A 22885-nucleotide genomic window follows, 5' to 3' on the forward strand; every position below is an offset into this window, starting at 1 on the left:
CCGGCCATGACCATGTTCGGATACCGCATTCCCATGATGGCCTCGCTGATCGTCTGGGCCCTGGTGTGGGAGATCGTGGGCCGGCTGGACATCATCTTCCTGATCCCGCCGATGACCGCGATCATCGCCGCAGGCTTCGACCTGGTGCAGACCAATTCCTGGCAGAACGCCACGCTTGTCACGATCCGGTCCTTCGTGATCGGCATGGCGCTGGCGATCGGGATCGGCGTGCCGCTTGGCGTGATGATGGGCCGCGTGAAGATCATCGACAACATCTTCGGTCTGTGGGTGAACATCTTCGTCAGCGCGCCGCTGTCGGCGCTGGTGCCGGTGCTGATGATCCTCTTCGGGATGGGCGAGGCGACCATCGTCGTCACGGTCTTCCTGTTCGCCGTCTGGATCATCGTGCTGGATGCCCGCGCGGGCGTCATGCAGGTGCCCAGCTCTCTGGTCGAGATGGCGCGGTCCTATGGCGCCTCGCAGGCCACCATCATGCGCAAGATCATCCTGGTCTCGGCGCTGCCCGAAATCCTCGCGGGCATCCGCATCGGCGTGATCCGGGGGGTCAAGGGGGTGGTCATCGGCCAGATCCTCGTGGCCGTGATCGGCTACGGCGAACTTTTCGAGCTGTATTCCCGCAGCTTCGACATGGAGCGGTTCTGGGCGCTCACACTGGTTCTCTTCGCTGCGGCGATGGTGCTGTCGGCGATCGTGGAAAACGCGGAAAAACGCATAGAATACTACGCAGGAGCGAGATGATGAACGAGATGACCAAGATGGCGGACTATGTCTTCGTGCCCGAACCCACCCCCACCATTCCGGTGGCCGGCAGCGACAAGCTGTTCCCCGTGCGCCGTATCTACTGCGTGGGCCGCAACTTCGCCGACCACGCGATCGAGATGGGCCACGACCCCGACAAGGAGCCGCCCTTCTTCTTCCAGAAGAACCCCGACTCGATCGTGCCGCCCGGCAAGGACTTCCCCTATCCGACCGAGACCAGCGACGTGCACCACGAGATCGAGCTGGTCGTGGCGCTGAAATCGGGCGGCACCGACATCCCGCTGGACAAGGCGCTGGACTGCGTCTTCGGCTACGGGGTGGGTCTCGACATGACCCGGCGCGACCTGCAGGGCCAGGCCAAGAAGATGGGCCGCCCGTGGGAAACGGGCAAGTCCTTCGAGGCCTCGGCACCCTGCTCGGCCATCCATCCGGTGTCCGAGGTGGGGCACCCCACGCAGGGCGCGATCCGCGTCGAGGTCAACGGCGAGATGCGCCAGGAAGGCGACCTGAACCAGATGATCTGGAAGGTGCCGGAAATGATCTCGTACCTGTCGCGGCTGTTCGAGCTGCGCCCCGGGGACGTGATCTTCGCGGGCACCCCGGCGGGCGTCGGCGCCGTGGTCCGGGGCGACGTGATGACCGGCCATGTGGAAGGCGTGGACGACATCACCGTCAAGGTGGTCTGAGATCCCTGCGGCCCCGTCGGGGGCCGCTTTCCGTTCCGGCGCGCGCGATGCCCCTGTCCCTGACGCTTGCGAGCCCTTCACCTTCGCGCTTGCCACAAGCCCCTGCATCCCCAAGCTTTCGGACGTCGGCGGCGGCCTCGCTATCGCCCTGCCCGGAACGCCCGGCCCTCTTCAAAGGCCTTTGCCGTGATGGCCGGCCGCCGGCTGCGACGGGCGCTCGGGGGCAGGGCGGAAGCCGACGCGCGGGCTGTCCGATCTTTGCCGCGACTGCACTGGGGACCTGACGCAGGCGGCGGTCTCTGCTAAGGCCGGTCCGACACGGATTCCATCTCAGCAAGACAGGTTCATGACATGGCTGATCTGCCCACCCCCGACATCATCTACACCAAGGTCGACGAAGCCCCGCAGATCGCCTCGGCCTCGCTTCTGCCGATCATCCGCGCCTTCGCCTCGGCGGCCGGGGTGACGGTGGGAACCCGCGACATCTCGCTGGCCGGGCGGATCATCGCCGCCTTTCCGGAAAAGCTGACCGCGGAACAGCGGCAGTCCGACGACCTGGCCGAACTGGGCGAACTGGTGAAGACGCCCGAGGCCAACGTAATCAAGCTGCCCAACATCAGCGCCTCGGTGCCGCAGCTCGTGGCGGCGGTGAAGGAACTGCAGGGGCAGGGCTATGACATCCCCGACTACCCCGAGGAACCGGCGACGGACGAGGAGAAGGCGATCCGCGCCCGCTACGACGCCATCAAGGGCTCGGCCGTGAACCCGGTCCTGCGCGAAGGGAACTCGGACCGCCGCGCCGCCATCGCGGTCAAGAACTATGCCAAGGCCAACCCCCATTCGATGGGCAAGTGGTCGGCGGACAGCAAGACGCGCGTGTCCACCATGTCCGGCAATGATTTCCGCTCGAACGAGATCTCGGCCACCCTGTCGGCCGAACAGGCGGGCGCGGCCCGGATCGAGCTGGTGGCCGGCGACGGCACGGTCACCGTGCTGAAGGACAAGGTGACCTATCCCGCGGGCACCGTGGTCGATGCCACCTTCATGTCCGCCAAGGCGCTGGACGCCTTCCTTGCCGAGCAGATCGAGGCCTCGAAGCGCGAAGGCGTGCTGTTCTCGATCCACCTGAAGGCGACGATGATGAAGGTCTCGGACCCGATCATCTTCGGCCATGCGGTGAAGCAGTTCCTCAAGCCCGTGTTCGACCGGCACGGCGCGGCGCTGGAAGCGGCGGGCGTGGACCCGAACTCGGGCCTCGGCACCCTGCTCGAGCGCGTGGGCGACATGCCCGAGGGCAAGGCCATCCTGGCCGACATCGAGGCCGTCATGGCCGACCGCCCGCCGATGTACATGGTGAACTCGGACAAGGGCATCAGCAACCTCCATGTCCCCTCGGACGTCATCATCGACGCCTCGATCCCCGCGCTGCTGCGCGCGGGCGGCAAGGGCTGGGGGCCGGACGGGAAGGCCGCGGACACCAACTGCGTGATCCCCGACAGCTCCTATGCCGCCGTCTACGAAGAGTCGGTGCGCTATTTCAAGGAAACCGGCGCGCTGGACCCGTCCACGGCGGGCACGGTGCAGAACGTCGGCCTGATGGCGCAGAAGGCCGAGGAATACGGCTCGCACCCGACTACCTTCCAGATCCCGCATGACGGCACGGTGCGGATCGTGCTGGCCAATGGCGACGTGCTGCACCAGCACAAGGTCGAGGCGGGCGACATCTGGCGCGCGGCCTCGACCCGGCAGGCGCCCATCGAGGACTGGGTGAACCTGGCGATCTCGCGGCAGAAGGCCGAGGGCTGCCAGGCGATCTTCTGGCTGGACGAGACCCGCGCCCATGACGCCGAGCTGATCAAATACGTCACCCCGATCCTGGAAGCGGCGGGGGTGTCCGACAAGTTCCAGATCCTCGCCCCACGCGACGCGACCCGGCTGACGCTGGAAACGATCCGCAAGGGCGAGAACTCGATCGCGATCACCGGCAACGTGCTGCGCGACTACCTGACGGACCTGTTCCCGATCCTCGAACTGGGCACCAGCGCCAAGATGCTGTCCATCGTCAAGCTCATGAACGGCGGCGGCCTGTTCGAGACGGGCGCGGGCGGTTCGGCCCCCAAGCACGTCCAGCAGATCATGGAGGAAAACCACCTGCGGTGGGATTCGTTGGGTGAATTCTGCGCGCTGGGTGAAAGCCTCAAGTTCCTGGCCGAGGCCAAGGGCAACGCCAAGGCCCGCGTCTTGGGCGAGGCGGTCGATGTGGCGACCCAGGGCGTCCTGGACAACAACCGCTCGCCCCTGGGCAAGGTCGGCCAGACGGACAACCGCGACAGCCACTTCTATTTCGCGCTGTACTGGGCGCAGGCGCTGGCCGGGCAGAAGGCGGACGCCGAACTGGCCGCCCACTTCGCCCCGATCGCCGAGGCGCTGGCCGAAAACGAGTCCGCGATCGTTGCCGAACTGGCGGCGGACCAGGGCAAGCCGGCCGACCTGGGCGGCTATTATCACCCCGACCCGGCGATGCTGGAAACGGTGATGCGCCCCTCGGCCACCTTCACCCGGATCATCGGCTGAACGGCAGGGACGGCACCGATACGCCGGGACGTGACCCGGAGCGCATCGGTGCGCCAGACAGAAAGGCCACCGCCCGCCGGTTCCGGGCGGGCGGTGGCCGATGTCATGAGGCCTTCCATCTCGACCGTCGGGCCGCAGGCCGCGCCATGCGCTGGGGCGCCGGCCAAGATGTTCGGACGCAGGGTCAGGTCCGCGGCCTTCTGGCACCCCTCCTGGTCCGGTTGTATGACCCGGCCGTTTCTCAACCTGAGGAACCATCAGGGTGCGGGCGCATTGTGCGCTGTGGGAGCCGCCAATGCACATACAGCATCCGTGCCGCAGGGAATGTCCTCATGGAAGGACCGGGGCCGCCGTCGTGACGGCCGGCGCAATCGGCGCAGCAAAGCAGGACAGGGGCCTGCGATGAAGCAGCTTCCCGAGATGCGCCCTTATGACCGTCTGCTAAGCCGCGCCGCCGAGCAGATGGCCGCGCTGACCCCGCAGCCCGACCTGGCGCTCGCCGCGCAGGAAGCCGGGGTCCCGCTGGACGAGGCGCTGGCGTGGTTTGCCGATGCCCATGCGCTGAGCGCCGCCGTTCTCGAACAGCAGATGGTGCTTCTGACGGATCACCTGACGCAGCGGGTGTCCGCGGCGCCCTCGGACGATGTGGTCGCCCAGCTTCGCGCCCTGATCCACGCCTATGTGGAATGGTTCTTCGACAATCCCGTCGGCGGGCGCCTGCTGGTCAGTCCCGCCGTCGTGGCGGTGCTTTCGCGACACCAGGTGAAGCGGTTCTCGAGCGCGATCTACGGACTTGCCGAGTCGATGATGGAGCGGGCCCGCACCGCCGGCCTCATCCGCGCCGACATCGACATTCCCGAGGTGATGCTGACGATGCGGGCGCTGACGCTCGGCATTGTCGCGCTGCAGGACATGGACCGCGCGCGGCTGTGGGGAAATCCGGCCGATCCGCGCGCGGCATTGACCCGCGTGATGGATGGCTACTTCGACCTCATCATGCAGAAACCCGCCGGATAAGGCGTAGCGGGCAATGGCGGGGGCCGCACAAGCGAGCGGTCGCGGGTGTCATGCCCGATCACGCTTTTCCTTCATCGGCAGACGCCCGATCGCGGCCGGTCCGGGGAAGGGTCGGCCCGCCATCGCCACTCCCTGCAGCCCGCATGTCCTTTCCGTGCCGCAGACCTGCCCGGTGCCGCCCAGGCAAACCATCCGTCCCAGTCACATCAGAATAGCTATAACTGCAATTATGTAACCAGCAGTCCGCCAGTCCGGCTGCGAATTCCTTTCGCCTGCCACGTCTCGCGCCCGCCGCTCACTCCACCGAGTTGAGCCGCATCCGGGCGCGGCGTTCCCGGCGCTGCAGCTCACGGCCGCGGTGGACCGACTGTTCCACGAAGTCCAGGTGATCGCGGGCGGCCTTTTCGCTGCGCGCGGGGTCGCCCGCCTCGATCGCGTCGATGATCTCGAGATGCTGGTCCAGAAGCGTGCGGCCGGTGCCGTCGAGGCTGCGCAGCAGGTCGCGGTTGTAGAAGATGCCCCGGCGCGTCAGGTCGAAGACCGAGGCCATCATGTGGATCAGCGTCGTGTTGTGGCTGGCGTCCACGATGGCGCTGTGCAGGCGGAAGTCGGCCTCCTGCTCGGCCTCGCGGTCGTCGGCCTCCCATGCGGCCTGAAGCTCGGCCCGGATCCCCCCCAGCCGCTCGTGGTCGGCGGGCGTGGCGCGCTGCGCGGCCAGGCGGGCGGCAAAGGCCTCCTGCTCGCGCCGGTATTCCAGAAAGTCGTGAAAGGCCTCGCCGTGGCGGGCATAAAGCGCCAGCATCGCGGGCGACATCGCCCGGCCCGTGAGTTCGGCGATATAGGTGCCGTCGCCGTGCCGGACCGACACGAGCTCGCGGGTTTCGAGGATCTGCAGCGCCTCGCGCAGCTTCGGGCGCGACACGCGGAAGGCTTCCGCCATCTCGCGTTCCGAGGGAAGCCGCGCGCCGCCCTTCAGCACGCCCTCGACGATCATCGTCTCGATCTTGTCCACCACGGCCTGGACCACCGATTCGTGGGCGATGGGCTCGAACACCTGTGCCGCGATCATTGGCCGCAAACCCTTCCCCATCCGTGCAGTTCCCTGCGGACCTCAACAATATTTACCTCTGGCTGACCCCATTTCAAGAGGCAGCCGCCGTTCCGCCTTTCGGAATAGGTAAGCCCATCAGTCCCTTATGACGTGGTTTCTTTGCAAATTTCAGTCATGTCACTGTGAGGCAACGGCGGCGTCCCGCGCAGCCGGAATATTCTTGTTGCTGGGCGCAAGTGGTAAACAGTATGAACCTTTGTGAGCGCAGCACGGCTGCGCCACGAGGAGGAAGCCACATGATCGTGATCATCCGGTCGAAAAGCCGGGCAGTCATGCGGCGAGGGAGGCTTGCCGAATGTCACGACCGCGACACCGCGGCACCCGCTGAGGGCAGGGCCGTCGGCCCTCCGCCCGGGGCCGCGCACAGCCGTCCCGCATGACGCCCGACCCCGGGCCGCCAGCCTGGCCCCGGGCCCACGACACGGACCCGAGATCGTCCAACGCCGGTCATGGAGGGGCGGAGCGGACGCAAGCCCTCGGGACGGCCGCCGGGATGACCGGGACCGGCCGCTTTCCCGGGCCACCCCGACCCCCCTTACGACGGCAGATTTCCTTAACACGCAACCGAAGGAACGCTTCATGGTCTGGTCGCAAGTCTATGACCCATTGAACAACATGTGGCTCTCGGCGCTGGTCGCCGCGATCCCCATCGTTGTCCTGCTCGGCGCCATCGCCATTTTCGAGATCCGGGCGCATGTCGCGGCCGCGCTCGGGCTGGTGGCGGCGCTGCTCATCGCCATTGTCGGCTTCGGGATGCCCGCCGGGATGGCCGGTGCGACCGCCGTCTATGGCGCGGCCTACGGGCTCTTGCCGATCGGCTGGATCATCCTCAACGTGATCTTCCTGTATCGGCTGACGGACGAGGCCGGGCTCTTCTCGGTCCTGCGCGACAGCATCGCGGCCCTGACCCCCGACCGGCGGCTGCAGCTGCTGTTCATCGCATTCTCCTTCGGCGCCTTCTTCGAGGGCGCGGCGGGCTTCGGCACCCCCGTGGCCGTCACCGGCGCCATGCTGATCGGCCTGGGCTTTGCGCCGCTGGCGGCCTCGGGCCTGTCGCTGATCGCCAACACCGCGCCCGTCGCCTATGGCGCGCTGGGGACGCCCGTGATCGCGCTGGCCGCGGTGACCGGCCTCGACCTGATGGAGCTGTCGGGGATGATCGGGCGGCAGCTGCCCATCTTCTCGCTGATCGTGCCCTTCTGGGTCGTGGCGGCCTTTGCGGGCATGCGCGGCATGTGGCAGGTCTGGCCGGCGCTGCTGGTCTGCGGCGTCAGCTTCGCCATCCCGCAATACCTGGTGTCGAACTTCCACGGCCCCTGGCTGGTGGACGTGGTCGCGGCCATTGTCTCGATGCTCTGCCTTGCGGGCTTCCTGAAGATCTGGAAACCGAAGACCCTGTGGCTGGCCACCAGCCGCGACGGCGATCCTTCGGTGGACACCACCCCCCGCCCGCAATCGCTGAGCGCGGCGGCCGCGCCCGCCACCAAGGGCGCCGTCTTCCGCGCCTGGCTGCCCTGGCTGATCCTGTCGGTCTTCGTCTTCGCCTGGGGCATCCCCCAGTTCAAGGCCTTCCTGGACAGCATCTGGGTCCTGAAGATCCCGGTCCCCGGCCTGCACGAGATGGTGCAGAAGGTCCCGCCCGTCGTGGCCGAGCCCCATGTCGAGGCCGCCGTCTACAACTTCAACATCCTGTCGGCCACCGGCACGGGCATCCTGCTGTCGGCCATCGTGGGCGGGCTGCTGATGGGCTATTCGCCCATGGCCTTGCTGCGCTCCTACGGCCGGACCTTCTGGGTCATCCGCTATTCGCTGCTGACCATCGCGGCGATGCTCGCGCTCGGCTATGTCACCCGCTACTCGGGAACGGACGCCACGCTGGGTCTGATGTTCGCCCAGACCGGCTGGATCTACCCGCTGTTCGGCACGCTGCTTGGCTGGCTGGGCGTGGCGCTGACCGGGTCCGACACCGCGTCCAACGTGCTGTTCGGGGGCCTGCAGAGGGTGACGGCCGAACAGCTTGGCCTGAACCCGGTGCTGATGGCCTCGGCCAACTCGTCGGGCGGCGTCATGGGCAAGATGATCGACGCGCAAAGCATCGTCGTCGCCTCGACCGCGACCAAGTGGTACGGGCACGAGGGCGACATCCTGCGCTACGTCTTCATCCACTCGGTCGTGCTGGCGGTGCTGGTCGGCCTTGTCGTGATGCTGCAGGCCTATGTCTATCCCTTCACCCTGATGGTGCCCTGACACCCCTGCGCCGCGCGGACCCCTTCCGCGCGGCGCACCTCTTTCATCCATTGAAGGTCGCGCCCATGCCCGCCACCCTTCCGGACCCCGCCGGCCCCCGCGTCGGCCTTTTCGTGACCTGCCTTGTCGATGCCATCCGCCCCGGGATCGGCTTTGCCGCCCTCCAGCTGCTGGAAGAGGCCGGCTGCCGGGTCGAGGTGCCGCAGACCCAGACCTGCTGCGGCCAGCCCGCGCTGAACAGCGGCGACGACCGCGACGCGGCGGCGCTCGCCCGCCAGACCATCGCCGCCTTTGAACATTGCGACCATGTCGTGCTGCCCTCGGGGTCCTGCGCGGGCACCATGGTCCATGCCTACCCCGAGCTTCTGGCCGACGACCCCGACTGGGCCGCGCGCGCCCGGACGATGGCCGCAAAGACCCACGAGATCACCAGCTTTTTGGTGGATGTCATGGGTTACCGCCCCGAAGGGCGGCGCCTGGACGCCACCGCCACCTATCACGACAGCTGCGCGGGTCTGCGGGAACTCGGCATTGCCGCCCAGCCCCGCGCGCTGCTGGCCGAAATCGACGGGCTTCAGATGCGCCCGCTGGAAGGCAACGACGTCTGCTGCGGCTTCGGCGGCACCTTCTGCGTGAAATACCCCCGGATCTCGGACGCCATCACCACCGACAAGGCGCTGGCCATCGAGCGTACGGGCGCCGAGCTGCTGCTGGCGGGCGATCTCGGCTGCCTGATGAACATGGCGGGCAAGCTGCACCGGCGCGGCGCCGCCACCCGCTGCTTCCACACCATCGAGGTCCTGGCGGGCCGTGCCGACGGACCCGCCATCGGCGAGGAGGGCTGAACCCATGGACGCCCCGCAGCTTGCCTTCAAGGAACGCGCCGCCGCGGCACTCGCCGACGGGGCGCTGAAGATCGCCATCGACCGCACCACCGGCAATGCCGAGCGCAAGCGCGCCGCCGCCGTCGCCGCCTTCCCGGAATTCGAGGCCGCCCGTGCCCGCGGAAAGGCGATCAAGGACCACGTGATCGCCCATCTCGACCATTACCTCGAGATGTTCGAGCGCAACGCCACTGCCGCGGGCGCGCAGGTCCACTGGGCCGCCGACGATGCCGAGGCGCGGGCCATCGTCACCCGCATCTGCCTTGACGCCCGAGCGAAGCTGGTCACGCGGTCCAAGTCCATGCTGGGCGAAGAGATCGGCCTGCCCCACGCCCTGGCCGACGCGGGCATCGAGCGGGTGGAAACGGACCTCGCCGAGCACATCATCCAGCTTGCGGGCGAACGTCCCTCGCATATCGTCTGGCCCGCCATGCACCGCACGCGCGAACAGGTGGCGCAGCTGTTCAAGGTGGGTCACGTTCCTCCGCCCGCCGCCGAGGACCCCGCGACCATGGTGCAAAGCGCCCGGCGCGAACTGCGCGCCAAGTTCCTGGGGGCCGACATCGGCATCTCGGGCGCGAACTTCCTGGTCGCGGACACCGGTGCCACCTGCACCGTCACCAACGAGGGCAACGCCGAGCTGACCACCACGCCGCCCCGCGTCCATATCGTGACGGCGGGGATCGAGAAGCTGGTGCCCTCGACCGCCCATGCCTTCGCGCTGCTGCGGCTGCTGGTGCGTTCGGCCACGGGCGGCGAGATGACGCAATACACGACCTTCCACCACGGGCCCCGGCGGGAAGGCGATGCCGACGGCCCCGAAGAGATGCACATCGTCCTGGTGGACAACGGCCGCACCCGGATGCTGGGCGACGAGTTCCGCGCCATGCTGCGCTGCATCCGCTGCGGCGCCTGCATGAACCACTGCGTCGTCTACCGCCAGATCGGCGGCCACGCCTATGGCGGCACCTATCCCGGCCCGATGGGCGCGGTGCTGACGCCGGTGCTGGACGGCCTCGCGCAGTCGCGCGATCTGGCGCACGCCTGCACCATGAACGGCCGCTGCGCCGAGGTCTGCCCCGTGGGCATCCCCCTGCCCACCCTGCTGCGCGCCTGGCGCACACGAAGCTGGCGCGAGCGGCTCGAGCCGGGAAGCCTCCGCGTGGGCCTCGGGCTCTGGGCCATGGTCGCGCGGCGGCCGCGGCTTTATCGTCTCGCCAGCCGCATCGGCGTGCGCGCGCTGCGGCTGATGGGGCGGCGGGGCTGGGTCCGCAGCCTGCCGCTGGCAAAGGGCTGGACCGCCTATCGCGACATGCCGCGCCCGGCGGGCCGCACCTTCATGGAACAGTACCGGGCCGAGCAGGCCGGGCGGAGGGCGCCGGAATGACCTCGCGCGAGCGTATCTTCGCGGCCATCCGCGACAGCCTCGGCCCCCGCCGGGCCGCGCCGCAGGCCATCGCCGCCGAGGCCGCCGTCCTGCTGGAGAACCCGCAGGCCACGCGCCCGCGCCTCGCCGCGCCCGATCTGGCCGAGGCCTTCGCGCTGAAGGCCAAGGCCCTTGGCACCACCATCGACCACGTCCCCGACATGGCCGGCGTCCCCGCCGCCCTGCGCCGCTATCTTGACGCGCAGGGCCTGCCCCCGGCCCTCGCCCTGCAGCCCGCGGCGGAACTGGCGGTGCTGAACTGGGAAGGCATCGCCACCCATCCGTCCCTTGCCCCGGACGAGCCCGTGGGCCTTGGCCTCGCCCTCTGGGGCATTGCCGAAAGCGGGTCGCTGGTGATCCATTCGGGGGCGGACAACCCGGTCCTGCTGGCCTTCCTGCCGCTGCATCACGTCGTCGTCCTTCGGCGCGACCGCCTGCTGCCGCATCTGGAAGACTATGCCGCCGCGGTGCAGGGGGCACATCCCCCCCGCAACGCCATCCTGATCACCGGCCCCAGCGGCACCACCGACATCGAGGGCAGCTATGTCCGGGGCGCCCACGGCCCCGGCTTCCTGCACGTCCTTCTGGTCGGGTCCTGAGGCCACCCCTTCCCCTGCCTGGAGCCCGAGGCCCATGACGCAGCATTCCCACGACGACACGATCCCCGTGGCGGCCGTCGCCCCCGCGCCCGAGTTCCTCGGTGCCCTGCGCGGGGTCGTGGGCGCGGCCCATGTCCTGACCCGCCCCCGCGACACCGAACGCTTCCGCATGGGCTACCGCTCGGGCGGGGGCGAGGCCGAGGCCGTGGTCCGCCCCGGAACGCTTGTCGAGATGTGGCGCGTCCTGCAGCTTTGCGTCCAGGCGGGCCGCATCGTGATCGCGCAGGCGGCCAACACCGGGCTGACCGAGGGCTCGACGCCGAAAGGCGCCTATGGCCGCCCGGTGGTGATCATCAACACGCTGCGGCTGTCGCGCATCGACCCGATCCTAGATGGCGAGCAGGTCGTCTGCCATGCGGGCGCCACGCTTTACGGGCTGGAACGGCTGCTCGACCCGATGGGACGCGATCCCCATTCGGTGATCGGCTCAAGCTGCCTCGGCGCCTCGGTCGTGGGCGGGGTGTGCAACAACTCGGGCGGGGCGCTGGTCAGGCGGGGCCCGGCCTATACGGAACTGGCGCTGTTCGCCCGGCTTGAGGCGGACGGCACGCTGCGGCTGGTCAACAACCTCGGCCTGCGCCTCGGGGACGACCCCGAGGAGATCCTGCGCCGCCTGGACGCGGGCGAGATCGGGCCGGGCGACGTGGACGCGCAGGCGGGCGCGGCCTCGGACCACGGCTACATGGACCGCGTGCGCGACGTGGACGCGGGCACGCCGGGCCGCTTCAACGCCGATCCGGGGCGGCTGCACGAGGCCTCGGGCTGCGCCGGGCGGCTCGCCGTCTTCGCGGTGCGGCTGGACAGCTTCCCCCGCCCCGCCGCGACCGAGGTGCTTTACATCGGCACCAATGACGCGGGGGCGCTGGCCACGCTGCGCCGACGGCTGCTGACCGAGCTCGACCCGCTGCCCATCGTCGGCGAATACATCCACCGCGAGGCCTGGGACATGGCCGCCCGCTTCGGCCGCGACACGCGGCTGTTCATCGAATGGTTCGGCACCGCCCGCATGCCCCTGATGTTCGCGGTCAAGGGCTGGGCCGACGCGCGGCTGCGCAAGCTGCCGCTGGGGACCGACCTCAGCGACCGCTTCCTGCAGTTCGCCGGCCAGGTTGCACCGGGCCGCCTGCCCCGCCGGATGCGCGACTTCCGCGACCGTTACGAGCATCACCTGATCCTCAAACTGGAAACCCCCACCGACGCGGCCGAGCGCATCCTGGACGAGACGGTCGGCCCCGAAGGCTGGTTCCGCTGCACGGCGGCCGAGGGGTCCAAGGCGCTGCTGCACCGATTTGCCGTGGCGGGCGCGGCCGTCCGCTATGAGGCGATGAACCGCCGCCGCACGGGCGGGCTGGTCGCGCTGGACGTGGCGCTGCGCCGCAACGACCGCGACTGGATCAAGCCGGTGCCGCCGGAATGGGCGGACAAGGTGGCGGCGACCCTCTCCTACGGGCATTTCCTGTGCCACGTCTTCCACCTGGATTATGTCCTGAAGAAGGGCGCCGATCCCGCGGCCTTCAATAAGGCCATGCTGGCGATGCTGGACGACGAGGGCGCCGAATACCCGGCCGAGCACAACGTGGGCCATCTTTACCACGCCAAGCCCCAGCTTGCCGCCTTCTATGAGAGCCTCGACCCCCTTGCCCGCTTCAATCCCGGCATCGGCGGCACGCGGCGGTCCTGACGGGATGCCCGGCGGGCATGGCGGCCTCCTGCCCGGCGGGCTTCATCATTCCTGCCGGGCGGGCTATCCGGGGAAAGAGGGTCCCCCGGACCTGTCCCTGAACCCGAAATTTTCCGGGCCTTTTCATCTCGCCCCCATGGCCGGGGCGGGAAGGCCCCTTGCGGACCGAAGGAAGTTGCCGATGCAGGCCCACGCGCCCCTGACCGTCCTTGGCCTTGTCGCCCTTGCCACCACGGCGATCGTCTGCGGCGACACGGCCGGCAAGCTGCTGACGGGGGCGGGGGTGCAGCCGCTGTTCGTGGCCTGGTCGCGCTTTGCGCTGGCGGCGCTGGTGCTGGCGGGCGTGCTGGGGTTGCGGGTGTCGAACCTGCGCAGCCTGCTGGACTGGCGGCTGGTCCTGCGGGCGGCGCTGATCGTGGGCGGCATCGCCTCGATCCTGACGGCCTTGCGGACCGAACCCATCGCCAATGTCTTCGGCGCCTTCTTCGTCGGCCCCATCGTGGCCTATGCGATCTCGGCCCTGTTCCTGGGCGAACGGGTGTCCTGGGCGCGCACGGTGATGCTGGCCCTGGGATTCGCGGGTGTGCTGCTGGTGGTCCGGCCGGGAGGCGAGATGGGCACGGGCATGATCTTCGCCCTGATGGCCGGGGCCTTCTACGGGTCATACCTTGCCGCGACGCGCTGGCTGGCGGCGGTCCATCCCGCGCCCTTCCTTCTGGGCTCGCAACTGGTGATCGGGGCGATCCTGCTGCTGCCCGCCGGGGTGGTCAGCGTCCCCGCCAGCGCCGATCCGGGGATCTGGGCGCTGGTGATCGTCAGCTCGCTCGCCTCGGCCTTCGGGAACTACCTGCTGGTGCTGGTCAGCCGGACGACCCCGGCGACGGTCTCCGCACCGCTGATCTATTTCCAGCTGATCGCCGCCACCGCCATCGGCTTCCTGGTCTTCGGCGACTGGCCCGAGCCGCTGGCGCTGCTTGGCCTTCTGGTGATCTTCGCCTCGGGCATCGGCGGGCTTGCGCTGGCGCCAAGGCGGCAGGCGGCCTGATCCCCGGCCCTGCGCCCCGCAGGCGGCCTCAGTCCTCCTTCTCGGCCATCAGGGCGCGCAGGCGGTCGGGGTCGTCGATATGCACCAGCGTGGTGTCCGACCGCACGCCGTGGCAGCGCAGCTTGGCCAGGGCGCGCGACAGCGTTTCGGGCTTCATTCCCAGTTGCGCCGCAAGCAGCGCCTTGCCGTAGGGCAGCGCCACCGAGCATCCGCCCTCGCACCCCGCGGCCAGGTTCAGCAGAAATCCCGCGACCCGCTGCACGCCCGTATGCGCCTTGAGTTCCTCGACATGGGCGACCAGCCGTTCCAGGTGCACGAAGGCCGGCGCCAGCATCGCGGTCGCCAGCCCCGGATCCGCGTGCAGCAGCCGGCGCAGGTGGCAGGCGTCCAGCCGCAGCAGCCGCGCCCGGCCGATGGGCTCGGCCGAAACGGGCGAGGGCTTGTCGCACAGGGCCGCCGCCTCGCCGAAGCTCTGGCCTTCTCCCAGCGTGGCGACCACCGCCTCGGCCCCGCAGGACACGAGGCGGTAAAGCTTGATCCAGCCATCCAGCACGACGAACACCGCGTCGGGGGGCGTGTCCTGCTGGAAGATGACCTGGCCCGGGTGGACGGCCTGCACGCGGGCGCCTTCCAGCAGCCGGGCCTCGACCCTGCCCGGATGATCCGCGAACAGGGGCGAGCGTCGCGCGACCTCGAGCTCGGCGCGCGTGAGCAGGGGCGGGGCCGGTGTGCATGTCCTTGCGGCCTCACGCCCCCGGCTCCAGGCCGTCGGCGTCATGGTTTCGGGGCGCGCGCGGCTGTCTGCGGGCGGCGCGATCAGTCGGCTGTCGGCCCTCATGTCAGAAGGCGCGGCGGTCTGAATGCAAAGGCGGGGAACGGTCGTTCGTCACTGTGGTCCTGGCTCCCCTGCTTGTCCACTTCCGCCTCAACCAGAGGAGAAGGGGATCGTTCCATTTGTGATCACATGTCACAGGATAAGCCGGGCAGCGCGGCCTGCCGGGCGCATCAGTCCAGGGGATATCCCGTCATTTCAAGGTATCCTCGTCCGGTGACGCTGCCGGTGACGCGCACGGGGCCTTCCCAGTAGGGCACAGAGGTCGTCATGCGGCTGGCCGGATTCACCGCCTCGACCGCCAGCGCCAGCCCTTCGCCAGGAAGCTCCACCGTCCATGACATCGGCGGCGTGCCTTGGCCGGGGCGCAGGGCGATGTCGTCGCCGTCCAGCACCCGCACGCGGCCATCCGGGTCGATCAGGCTGCCGAACAGGAAGGGCTCGGCCCCTCTCACGCGGGCGGCCATCAGCTTGCGGCCGTTGTCGAGGTGGAAAGCGAACCAGTCCCAGCCGCTCTGGCTGCGGTCGAGGGGCTGCGAGGACCATTCGCGGTCGAGCCAGGCGTGGCCGGTGACCTCCACCGCCCCCTCGGGCAGCGACAGGCGGCCCGAGACGCGGTAGAAGGGCTGGCTGTAGTAATGGCTCGCCTGGCCGCCCGGTCCCTTGACCGAATAGCCCCCCTGCCCGTGCAGGACGAGCGGGCCCTCCGCCTCGGCCTGCAGCGCATAGGCGAAGTCGCCGCCCCGCGCGTCGATGGTCAGGCGGTCGAGGCCGTCCCCGCCCTCGGGGGCGCGCATCGACCAGTCGTCGATCCAAGCGGCGAAGGGCTCGGACGTCACGCCCGCCTGGCCGATGCCGCCCCGGGCGAAGCGTTCGGCGACATGGTGGCTTTCGGGCGTGGTCACGGCGGCATGGGCCATCCAGACCTGCGGAACGGACCAGCCCGTGCCCGTCTTCTCGGGCGACAGCGCCGAGCGGAACAGTGTCCACTGCGCCCCGTAGTCGCGCCCGTCCGCGCCGCGCAGGCTGGCGGTGAGATACCACCACTCGATGCGGAAATCCTCATGCGCGCCGTGGTCGCGGGGAAAGACAAGGTCGCGTGCGGGATCGGGCAGGGCGAAGCCCTGGACGTCGGAGCCGAGGCCCGCGAAGCCTCCCTCCTGCCCCCAGGCGGGCAGCGTGCCGAGGACCAACAGGACAAGCCAGCGCCTAGCGTTCATCGGCAAAGACCCTCAGCAGTTGCGACGGCGTGATGCGCGCCAGCCGCAGCGCCGGCAGCGCCCCAGCCGCCAGCGCCGTCGCCAGCGCCGCAACCCCCAGCCGCGCGATCAGCTCTGGCGAGATCTGCATGGGCAGCCGCCAGCCGAAGGCCTCGACGTTGATCACGGCCAGCAGCATCCAGGCGAGGCCGAGGCCTACGGGGACCGCATAAAGCGCCGTCGCCGCCGCCAGCGCGAGCGTCCGCGCAAGCTCCAGCCTTGCAAGCCGCCGCCGCGTCAGCCCGGCGGCCCAGACCGGCGCAAGCTGCGGCAGGCGCATCGAAGCCAGCGTCAGCAGCCCCGTCAGCAGCGCGATCCCGGCCACGCCCAAGGTCAGGACGTTCAGCGCGGCGGTAACGGAAAAGGTCCGCTCGAAGATCCGCAGGGACACCGCCTTGACCTGGGCCTGGTCGGTCACGGCGCTGCCCGGCAGGTCGAAGCGGTCCCGCAGCGCCTCGGCCAGTGCGGCGGCGCGGTCGGGATCCACGCGCACCGCCTGGTTCAGGCGCGGCGCCTCGGGGAAACGTGCGTCGAACAGATCCTGCCCGATGATCGCCTGCGGGCTGGGGTTGCCGTAGTCGGAATAGACGCCGACCACCGGCAGCGCGCCGCCGGGCAGGTCGAGGCTGTCGCCAAGGCTCAGCCCCGCGCGGCGGAAAAGTTGCTCGTTGACCAGAACGCCCGTTCCCCGCGCCACCTCGTTCCAGGCGCCCGGTCGCGCCCGCAGGATGGGCCAGTGGTCGCGATAGGTCGGGTGATCCACGACACCGAAGACGCGGCCGGGCTGGCCGCGCAGGGGGACCTCGGCGCTCCAGATCGGCAGGATGGCGTCCACCTGCGGGGCCAGCCAGTCGCGGATGGCCCGGGCCTCGGGCTCGGTGCGGGCGTTGACGTAAAGCTCGGCCACGAGGCGCTGGTCCAGCCAGCCCAGGAAGGTGCTGCGGAAGCTGCCGACCATGGTGCCGACGCCGATATTGGCCGCCAGCGCCAGCATCAGCGCCATCAGCGCCAAGGACAGCCCGCCCGACTGCTGGCGCGTGTCGGCCACGAACCACTGCGCCAGCACGCCGCGCACCCGCCCGGCGAGCCAGCGCAGCCCCGCATCCAGCACGACCGGCAGCAGCAGCGCCGCGGCCAGCAGACCGCAGGCGAGTGCCGCGAAGCCCCCGACCAGCCCGCCCCAGGCGAGGCACAGGGGCAGCGCCAGCGCCAGCGCCCCTGCCCCCAGCACCTGCCGCCGCAACCCGCGCGCGGCGGCCACGGCCCAAGGGCGCGCCTGACCCGCCGCCAGCAGCGGCATCCGCGCGGTCCGCAGCAGCCCGCGCGCCCCCGCCAGCCCCGCGCCCGCCAAGGCCATCCCCAGACCCGACAGTACCCAGACAGGCCGCAGCGCGAGCGCGCCCGAGACCTCGGCCCCGTAAAGGCCCGACAACGTCGCGGCCACCCCCGGCATCAGCGCCGCCGCCACCGCCCAGCCCAGCAGGATTCCCGCAAGACCCGCCACCAGCGCGAGGATCGCGAGTTCCGCCGCCATCACCCCCAGCACCTCGGCCAGCGGCACCCCGAGCGCGCGCAGGGTGCGGACCACCTGCCGGCGCTGCTCGAAGGCGAGGCCCACGGCGGACTGGGTGATGAACAGCCCCACGATGAAGGAGAGCAGCGCAAAGGCCGTGAGGTTGAGGTGGAAGCTGCCCGTCAGCGCCTCCGGATCGGCGCGGTCCTGCGGGGCCTTCCGCAGCAGATGCGGCGCAACCTGTTCCAGCGGCGCCAGCCCCGGCGGCTGCTCGGGCGCCACGACCAGCGCCGTCAGCCGCTCGCCAAGGTTCAGCAGCCGCTGTGCGATCCCCACGTCCACGACCAGCGTGTCGGGGGGCAGCCCCTCGCGCGGGGCAACGGTCAGGCCGCCGAGGTCGGCACCCTCGAGTTCCCGGATGACCTCCGCATCCGCGAAGCCGAGGCCCGGCGGGGTGATGAAGGCGAGCAGGTCGCCCTCGGCCACCGCCCCGCCTTCGGCCGGGCCAAGGGCCACGCGCGTCGCGGGCTCGATCCCCAGCAGGGCCACGCGGCCCTCGCCCGCGCGCAGCCGTCCCTCGACCAGCGGCGAGACGATCCAACCCGCCCGCCGCAGCGCAACGAAATCGGCCGTCGTCAGGACCGCGCCGGGCGCAGGCTCCAGCCGGTCGAGCGTCCCGGTGCCAAGCCGGTCGGCGGCCTCGGCATAGCTCGCCCGCGCCTCGGCGTTCACCGCCTGCACCCCGGACCAGAGCGCGGTCGCCAGCATGATCCCCGCCAGCAGCATGGCCAGTTGCAGGGGCCGCCTGCGCCAGTGCGACATCAGCGCCGCCAGCACGAGGCGTGCCCGCCCCGTCACGCGAGCCGCCCCGCATGGAGATGCACCTGGCGGTCGCACAATGCCGCCAGCCGCAGCGAATGGGTCACCAGCACCAGCGTCGTGTCCTGCTGCCGCACCAGGTCCAGCATCAGGGCGGCCACCGCGTCGCCCGTGGCCTCGTCGAGGTTGCCTGTCGGCTCGTCGGCCAGAACCAGCGGCGGCTGCCCGGCCAGCGCGCGCCCGATCGCCACGCGCTGCTGCTGGCCGCCCGAAAGCTGTTCCGGATAGCGGCCCATCAGCTGCGACAGCCCCAGCGCCCCGGCCAGCGCCGCCACGCGGGCGGGATCGTGGCGCCCGGCCAGCCGGGCCTGAAAGGCCAGGTTCGCCGCGACCGTCAGCGAGGGGATCAGGTTGAACTGCTGGAAGATCATCCCGATCCGCTCGCGCCGCAGCGCCGCGCGCGCCCGGTCGTCGGCGGTGCGCAGGTCGGTTCCCAGCACCGCCAGCGCGCCCCCGTCCGTCACGTCGAGCCCGCCGATCAGGTGCAGCAGCGTGCTTTTCCCGCTGCCGGATTCCCCCGTGACGGCGAGGCTTTCGCCCCCGCGCAGCGCCAGGTCCACGCCGTTCAGGACGGCCACCGGCCCGGCCGCCGAGGGGAAGGCCTTGACGATCCCCCGGGCGCTGACGACTTCGGCCTTTCCGCTGCTCATCCCGGCCCCGCTGAACCCCGCGTCCCGCCCATATGGACAGCACCTGCCGCGCGATCACAACCGGTGTTTGCGGGGGCGCCGGGCGAGGAGGAGCCGGCAGCCCGAGACATCCGGGACCGGCCCGGCAGAAGGCGCCGCTTGCACGGCTGGCCGGGATCGGCAACATCGGTCGGGTCATGTCCGTGATCCATCTCGATCGCTTCGGTCTGCAGAAGGCGCCGTTCGGCCCCGGGCCCGAGGCAGGGCTTTTCCACGGCTCGCCCGCCCGCCAGCGCGTGATCGACTGGATCGAGGACGGGGTCGGTGCCCATGCGCGCATCCTGGTCCTGACGGGCGCGGCGGGAACCGGCAAGACGACGCTGCTGAACCTGCTGCCTGACCGCTACGGCAGCGAATGGGTCATCGGGCTTGTCCCAGGCCCCCTGCCCGAAAGCGGCGGCATCTTGGCGCAGGCGCGCCGCGCGCTGGACCTGCCCGATCAGGGGGGCGGGCCGGACATGGCGGCCCGGCAGATCCGCCGCTTTTCCGCGACGATCCGGGCGAGCAACGGATTTGTCCTGCTGGTGGTGGACGAGGCGCAGGCGCTGGACCCCGCAAGCCTGTCCGCCCTGGCCGCGCTGACCGGGGGCACTGCGCGCGACGGCGCCCTGACGCTGCTGCTGGTCGGCCGCCCCGGGCTGCTGGCCCTGCTGGACGCGCCCGAGTTGCAGGACCTGCGCCCGGGGGACGCCGAGCGGGCCTCGCTGCCCCCCTTCAGCGAAGCGGAAACGGCCGCCTATGTCGCGCACCGGCTGGCGCAGGCAGGGCGGCGGACGCCCCTGTTCGACCCGGGCGCGATGCAGGTGCTGCATGGCTTCAGCCAGGGCGTGCCCGGGTCGATCAACATCATGGCCGAGCATTGCCTGAAGGCCGCAGCCGCCCAAGGCCTGTCGCGGATTGAGTCCGGCTGGATCCGCGCGGTGCTGGAGGAGGCGACCGCGACCGGCATGGACGGTCATGCAGGCGAGCCGGAGGGGGCGGCATCGCCGGAAGTCGCGCCCCTGCCGCGGCTTGCCGCCCCCGCTGCTCCTGCCGAAAATGCGGACCATCCCGCCTTGCCGGTTGCCGCAGGGCCGGAGCCCGCCGTCGAGCAGTCCGAAGAACGGATGGAAGAGCAGGCCGCCCCGGCCGACCGCAGCGCGTCACCTTCACCGGACGCACGCGCCGATGCGCCCCGTCCCCTGCCCGCCCCTTATCCCTTGCCGCTGTCGCCCGGACCCTCCCGGCGCCGGGGCTTGTGGGTGCCGGTTGCGGCGGCAGTCGCCGCTGTCGGTGCGGCCTTCCTGTGGCTGCAGGCGCCCCCCGGGCCTGCCCCTATGGGAAAGGGGCTGGCCCTTCCCGCAGCCAACGCCGCCGTGGAACAGGCCGCGCCCCGGCCCGGACCGGGGCTTGCGCCGGTCGCCGTCACCCCGGACCCCACCGTCGAGGCCCTGATGCGGCAGGCGCTGGAGGTCGAGACCCGCGATCCTGCCGGGGCGGCGCTCGCCTATGCCCGCGCGGCGCTTCGCGGGCAGGGCCGCGCGGCCTATTACCTGGGGCAGTTGCACGAAACCGCAGCGGGCGCCGGGCTGAACCCCGGCCTGGCCCGGCTGTGGTATGCGGCGGCCCCCCTGCCCGCGGCGCGGCAGCGGATGCAGGACCTGACCGCCCCAGCCGCCGCGGGCCCGCCGGACACGCCCGTGCCGATCTTCCAGGCACGGCTGGACAGTGGCGCCAGCGAGATGATCTGGCATGTCCCGAAAGGCGCGGCCCCGGTCCGCTTCCGGGTCGAGGTCAGGGGTCTCGCCGGCCAGGCCCTGCCTGCGCAGGAAACGACGGTTCCCGGCCTGATCCTGCCCCTCCGGATCGGCGCCTGGCGCGTGACCGCGATCGGGGCCGGGGGTGCGGAAAGCACGCCCTCGGACATGGTCCGCATGATCCCCGCGGAAGAAGGGCCGTCCGGCGAAGGACGGCCGTGACGGAGGCGGACGGGACCTGAAGGCGTCGGGTCTGCGTCCCTGCCCGCCCCGAAGGCGGCCCGCAGCCTGCCCTTAACAGTCCTGCCGGACATGGCGAAGCGCTGAAAACATCCGGTCCCTTTCAGGGGCGGGACAAGCGCCTCCGCGCGCGGCACAGCCGCCGCCCCTTTCCAGTCGCCTTCGCCCGCACGGGCGCTGTCGTTTTTTGACCTCACTGCAGGGCTGGTCTGACTCAATCAGAGGTTGTGTCGCGGACGAAACCTGTTCTAAACACCTTCCCGCCACCTTCGGACCACCTCCGGCCGAGGCCTGGCTTGATGCGAAAGAGCAAGGTGGAGACCCGAGGGTTCCCTGCTCCAGAAGGTTCGAAGGATCACGACAATATGGCACTGAACCTGCCCTCCGCTCCTGTGGGGAAACAGTCACTGTCCGTCAATTACGACGGAACCACCCTAGAGACGTTCACCTATCGCCCCGCCGGCGAGATCAACGGCATCCTGCTGAACTTCCACGGTTCCGGCCGCAATGCCGAAGGCGCGCGCGACGCCGCGATCAGCATGGCCAACGAATACGGGCTTTACGTCGTCGCGCCGCGCTTCTCGGCCAGCGACTTCTCGTCGTTGGAATACCAGCGGGGCGGGATGGTCTCGTCCAGCGGCAGGCTTCTGCCGAAGGACGACTGGACCGTTTCCCTTGTGGACGACATCGCCGAATGGGCCCATGCCAAGGTCGGCAACGATCCCGACGTCGAGACGATCGCCTTCGGCCACTCGGCCGGCGGGCAGTTCCTCAGCCGGGTTGCCGCCTTCGGTCCCGACATCTTCGACAAGATGATCATCACCAACCCGTCCACCCATGTCCGCGCCAGCCTGACCGAGAAGATGCCCTACGGCTTCGGCGGCGGGCTGTCCGCGTCCGAACAGGAAGCCTATCTCAAGGACTACCTGGCGGACCCGATCACGATCTACGCGGGCTCGAAGGACAACGACCCGAACGCCCCCGAGCTGTCGTCCGGCTCCGCCGCCATGCGGCAGGGCGACCACCGGCTCGAACGCGCCGAGTTCGTCTATAACGAGGCGAAGGAACTGGCCGAGTCGAAGGGCTGGGAGTTCAACTGGGAACTGGTCGTCGCCGACGGCGTGGCCCATTCCGCGCGCAACATGATGAACGCGCCCGAGTTCCAGGACGCCTTCGACGGGCGCACGGGCGGAAACGGTTCCCCGTCCAAGGCCCCTGCCCCGGCGCCGGCGCCGACGCCGACCCAGCCCGGCAAGGTCCATGACTATGACCAGGCCTCGGACTGGCACGGCGAGGTCGTCACGGACTACAAGGACGGCGACCTGTTCGACTTTCGCGACATCGACGCCAGCGTGACGCGCAGCGGCAACCAGGACTTCGAGTTCCTGGGGCTGGTGGGCCCGGACGCCTTCACGACCGGGGGGGCCGAGATCCGGGTGCGCCATCACGACGGCGACACCTATATCTACCTCAACACCGACCGGGACGTCACCTACGAGGCCAAGGGGCGGATCGAGGGCATCCACCACCTGACCGCCGACGACTTCCTGCTCTGACCGTCGCCTGACGGTGACCACCGGGGCGGCAGGGCCGTGTCCTGCCGCCCGCTTTCTTCCCGCAAGGGCCC

17 protein-coding genes are annotated in these 22885 nt (G+C 70.2%); 12 read left to right on the top strand and 5 right to left on the bottom strand.

Annotation, left to right across the window (positions count from 1 at the left end; genetic code table 11):
• The first annotated feature begins 6 nt into the window (after nt 1-6).
• The 4 genes from BLQ03_RS13265 to BLQ03_RS13280 all read left to right on the top strand — a co-directional run bounded on the left by BLQ03_RS13265 (nt 7) and on the right by BLQ03_RS13280 (nt 5057).
• Nucleotides 7-759: an ABC transporter permease gene (locus BLQ03_RS13265; protein WP_090756808.1), complete on the top strand. Its 753-nt coding sequence runs from the start codon at nt 7-9 to the stop codon at nt 757-759.
• 17 nt (nt 760-776) lie between these two features.
• Nucleotides 777-1466 (top strand): fumarylacetoacetate hydrolase family protein, encoded by a 690-nt coding sequence (locus BLQ03_RS13270; protein ID WP_217629754.1) that lies wholly within the window; start codon nt 777-779, stop codon nt 1464-1466.
• Nucleotides 1467-1817: 351 nt separating this feature from the next.
• Nucleotides 1818-4040 carry an NADP-dependent isocitrate dehydrogenase gene (locus BLQ03_RS13275; RefSeq protein WP_090756810.1) on the top strand — a complete coding sequence of 741 codons (2223 nt, stop codon included), beginning with the start codon at nt 1818-1820 and terminating at the stop codon, nt 4038-4040.
• Nucleotides 4041-4442: 402 nt separating this feature from the next.
• Nucleotides 4443-5057, top strand: coding sequence for a hypothetical protein (locus tag BLQ03_RS13280; protein WP_090756811.1), 615 nt, complete (start codon nt 4443-4445; stop codon nt 5055-5057).
• A gap of 295 nt (nt 5058-5352) precedes the next feature.
• On the opposite strand, the gene BLQ03_RS13285 is transcribed toward BLQ03_RS13280, so the two are convergent.
• Nucleotides 5353-6126 (bottom strand): FadR/GntR family transcriptional regulator, encoded by a 774-nt coding sequence (locus BLQ03_RS13285; RefSeq protein WP_090756812.1) that lies wholly within the window; start codon nt 6124-6126, stop codon nt 5353-5355.
• Between the two features lie 621 nt (nt 6127-6747).
• Here BLQ03_RS13285 and BLQ03_RS13290 point away from each other — a divergent pair.
• The 6 genes from BLQ03_RS13290 (at nt 6748) to BLQ03_RS13315 (ending at nt 14110) form a co-directional block, all read left to right on the top strand.
• Nucleotides 6748-8415, top strand: a complete 1668-nt coding sequence (locus tag BLQ03_RS13290) for an L-lactate permease (protein WP_090756813.1) — start codon at nt 6748-6750, stop codon at nt 8413-8415.
• A gap of 65 nt (nt 8416-8480) precedes the next feature.
• Complete coding sequence (locus BLQ03_RS13295; RefSeq protein ID WP_090756814.1) at nt 8481-9260, top strand: (Fe-S)-binding protein; 780 nt, start codon at nt 8481-8483, stop codon at nt 9258-9260.
• A 4-nt stretch (nt 9261-9264) separates the two neighbouring features.
• Nucleotides 9265-10686: a lactate utilization protein B gene (locus BLQ03_RS13300; protein ID WP_090756815.1), complete on the top strand. Its 1422-nt coding sequence runs from the start codon at nt 9265-9267 to the stop codon at nt 10684-10686.
• Nucleotides 10683-11324 carry a LutC/YkgG family protein gene (locus tag BLQ03_RS13305; protein ID WP_090756816.1) on the top strand — a complete coding sequence of 214 codons (642 nt, stop codon included), beginning with the start codon at nt 10683-10685 and terminating at the stop codon, nt 11322-11324. The genes BLQ03_RS13300 and BLQ03_RS13305 overlap by 4 nt, the downstream gene beginning before the upstream one ends.
• A gap of 34 nt (nt 11325-11358) precedes the next feature.
• Nucleotides 11359-13065, top strand: a complete 1707-nt coding sequence (gene dld, locus BLQ03_RS13310; RefSeq protein WP_090756817.1) for a D-lactate dehydrogenase — start codon at nt 11359-11361, stop codon at nt 13063-13065.
• 181 nt (nt 13066-13246) lie between these two features.
• Entirely contained in the window at nt 13247-14110 is an 864-nt protein-coding gene (locus tag BLQ03_RS13315; RefSeq protein ID WP_090756818.1) for a DMT family transporter, read from the top strand.
• A 28-nt stretch (nt 14111-14138) separates the two neighbouring features.
• On the opposite strand, the gene BLQ03_RS13320 is transcribed toward BLQ03_RS13315, so the two are convergent.
• From BLQ03_RS13320 to BLQ03_RS13335, 4 genes are all read right to left on the bottom strand, one after another.
• Entirely contained in the window at nt 14139-14948 is an 810-nt protein-coding gene (locus BLQ03_RS13320) for a Crp/Fnr family transcriptional regulator (protein ID WP_090756819.1), read from the bottom strand.
• Between the two features lie 167 nt (nt 14949-15115).
• A complete protein-coding gene (locus tag BLQ03_RS13325) occupies nt 15116-16162 on the bottom strand; it encodes a lipocalin-like domain-containing protein (protein ID WP_090756820.1) in 1047 nt (348 codons plus the stop codon).
• Entirely contained in the window at nt 16152-18536 is a 2385-nt protein-coding gene (locus BLQ03_RS13330; RefSeq protein ID WP_090756837.1) for an FtsX-like permease family protein, read from the bottom strand. The genes BLQ03_RS13325 and BLQ03_RS13330 overlap by 11 nt, the downstream gene beginning before the upstream one ends.
• 32 nt (nt 18537-18568) lie before the next feature.
• Nucleotides 18569-19243: an ABC transporter ATP-binding protein gene (locus BLQ03_RS13335; RefSeq protein WP_090756821.1), complete on the bottom strand. Its 675-nt coding sequence runs from the start codon at nt 19241-19243 to the stop codon at nt 18569-18571.
• 182 nt (nt 19244-19425) lie between these two features.
• Here BLQ03_RS13335 and BLQ03_RS13340 point away from each other — a divergent pair, with 182 nt between their 5' ends.
• Both BLQ03_RS13340 and BLQ03_RS13345 read left to right on the top strand, forming a co-directional pair.
• Complete coding sequence (locus BLQ03_RS13340) at nt 19426-21240, top strand: ExeA family protein (protein ID WP_217629752.1); 1815 nt, start codon at nt 19426-19428, stop codon at nt 21238-21240.
• 383 nt (nt 21241-21623) lie between these two features.
• Nucleotides 21624-22814 carry an alpha/beta hydrolase family protein gene (locus BLQ03_RS13345; RefSeq protein ID WP_090756823.1) on the top strand — a complete coding sequence of 397 codons (1191 nt, stop codon included), beginning with the start codon at nt 21624-21626 and terminating at the stop codon, nt 22812-22814.
• Nucleotides 22815-22885 lie beyond the last annotated feature (71 nt).

Source organism: Paracoccus chinensis, from assembly GCF_900102885.1.
Taxonomy (GTDB): Bacteria; Pseudomonadota; Alphaproteobacteria; order Rhodobacterales; family Rhodobacteraceae; genus Paracoccus; species Paracoccus chinensis.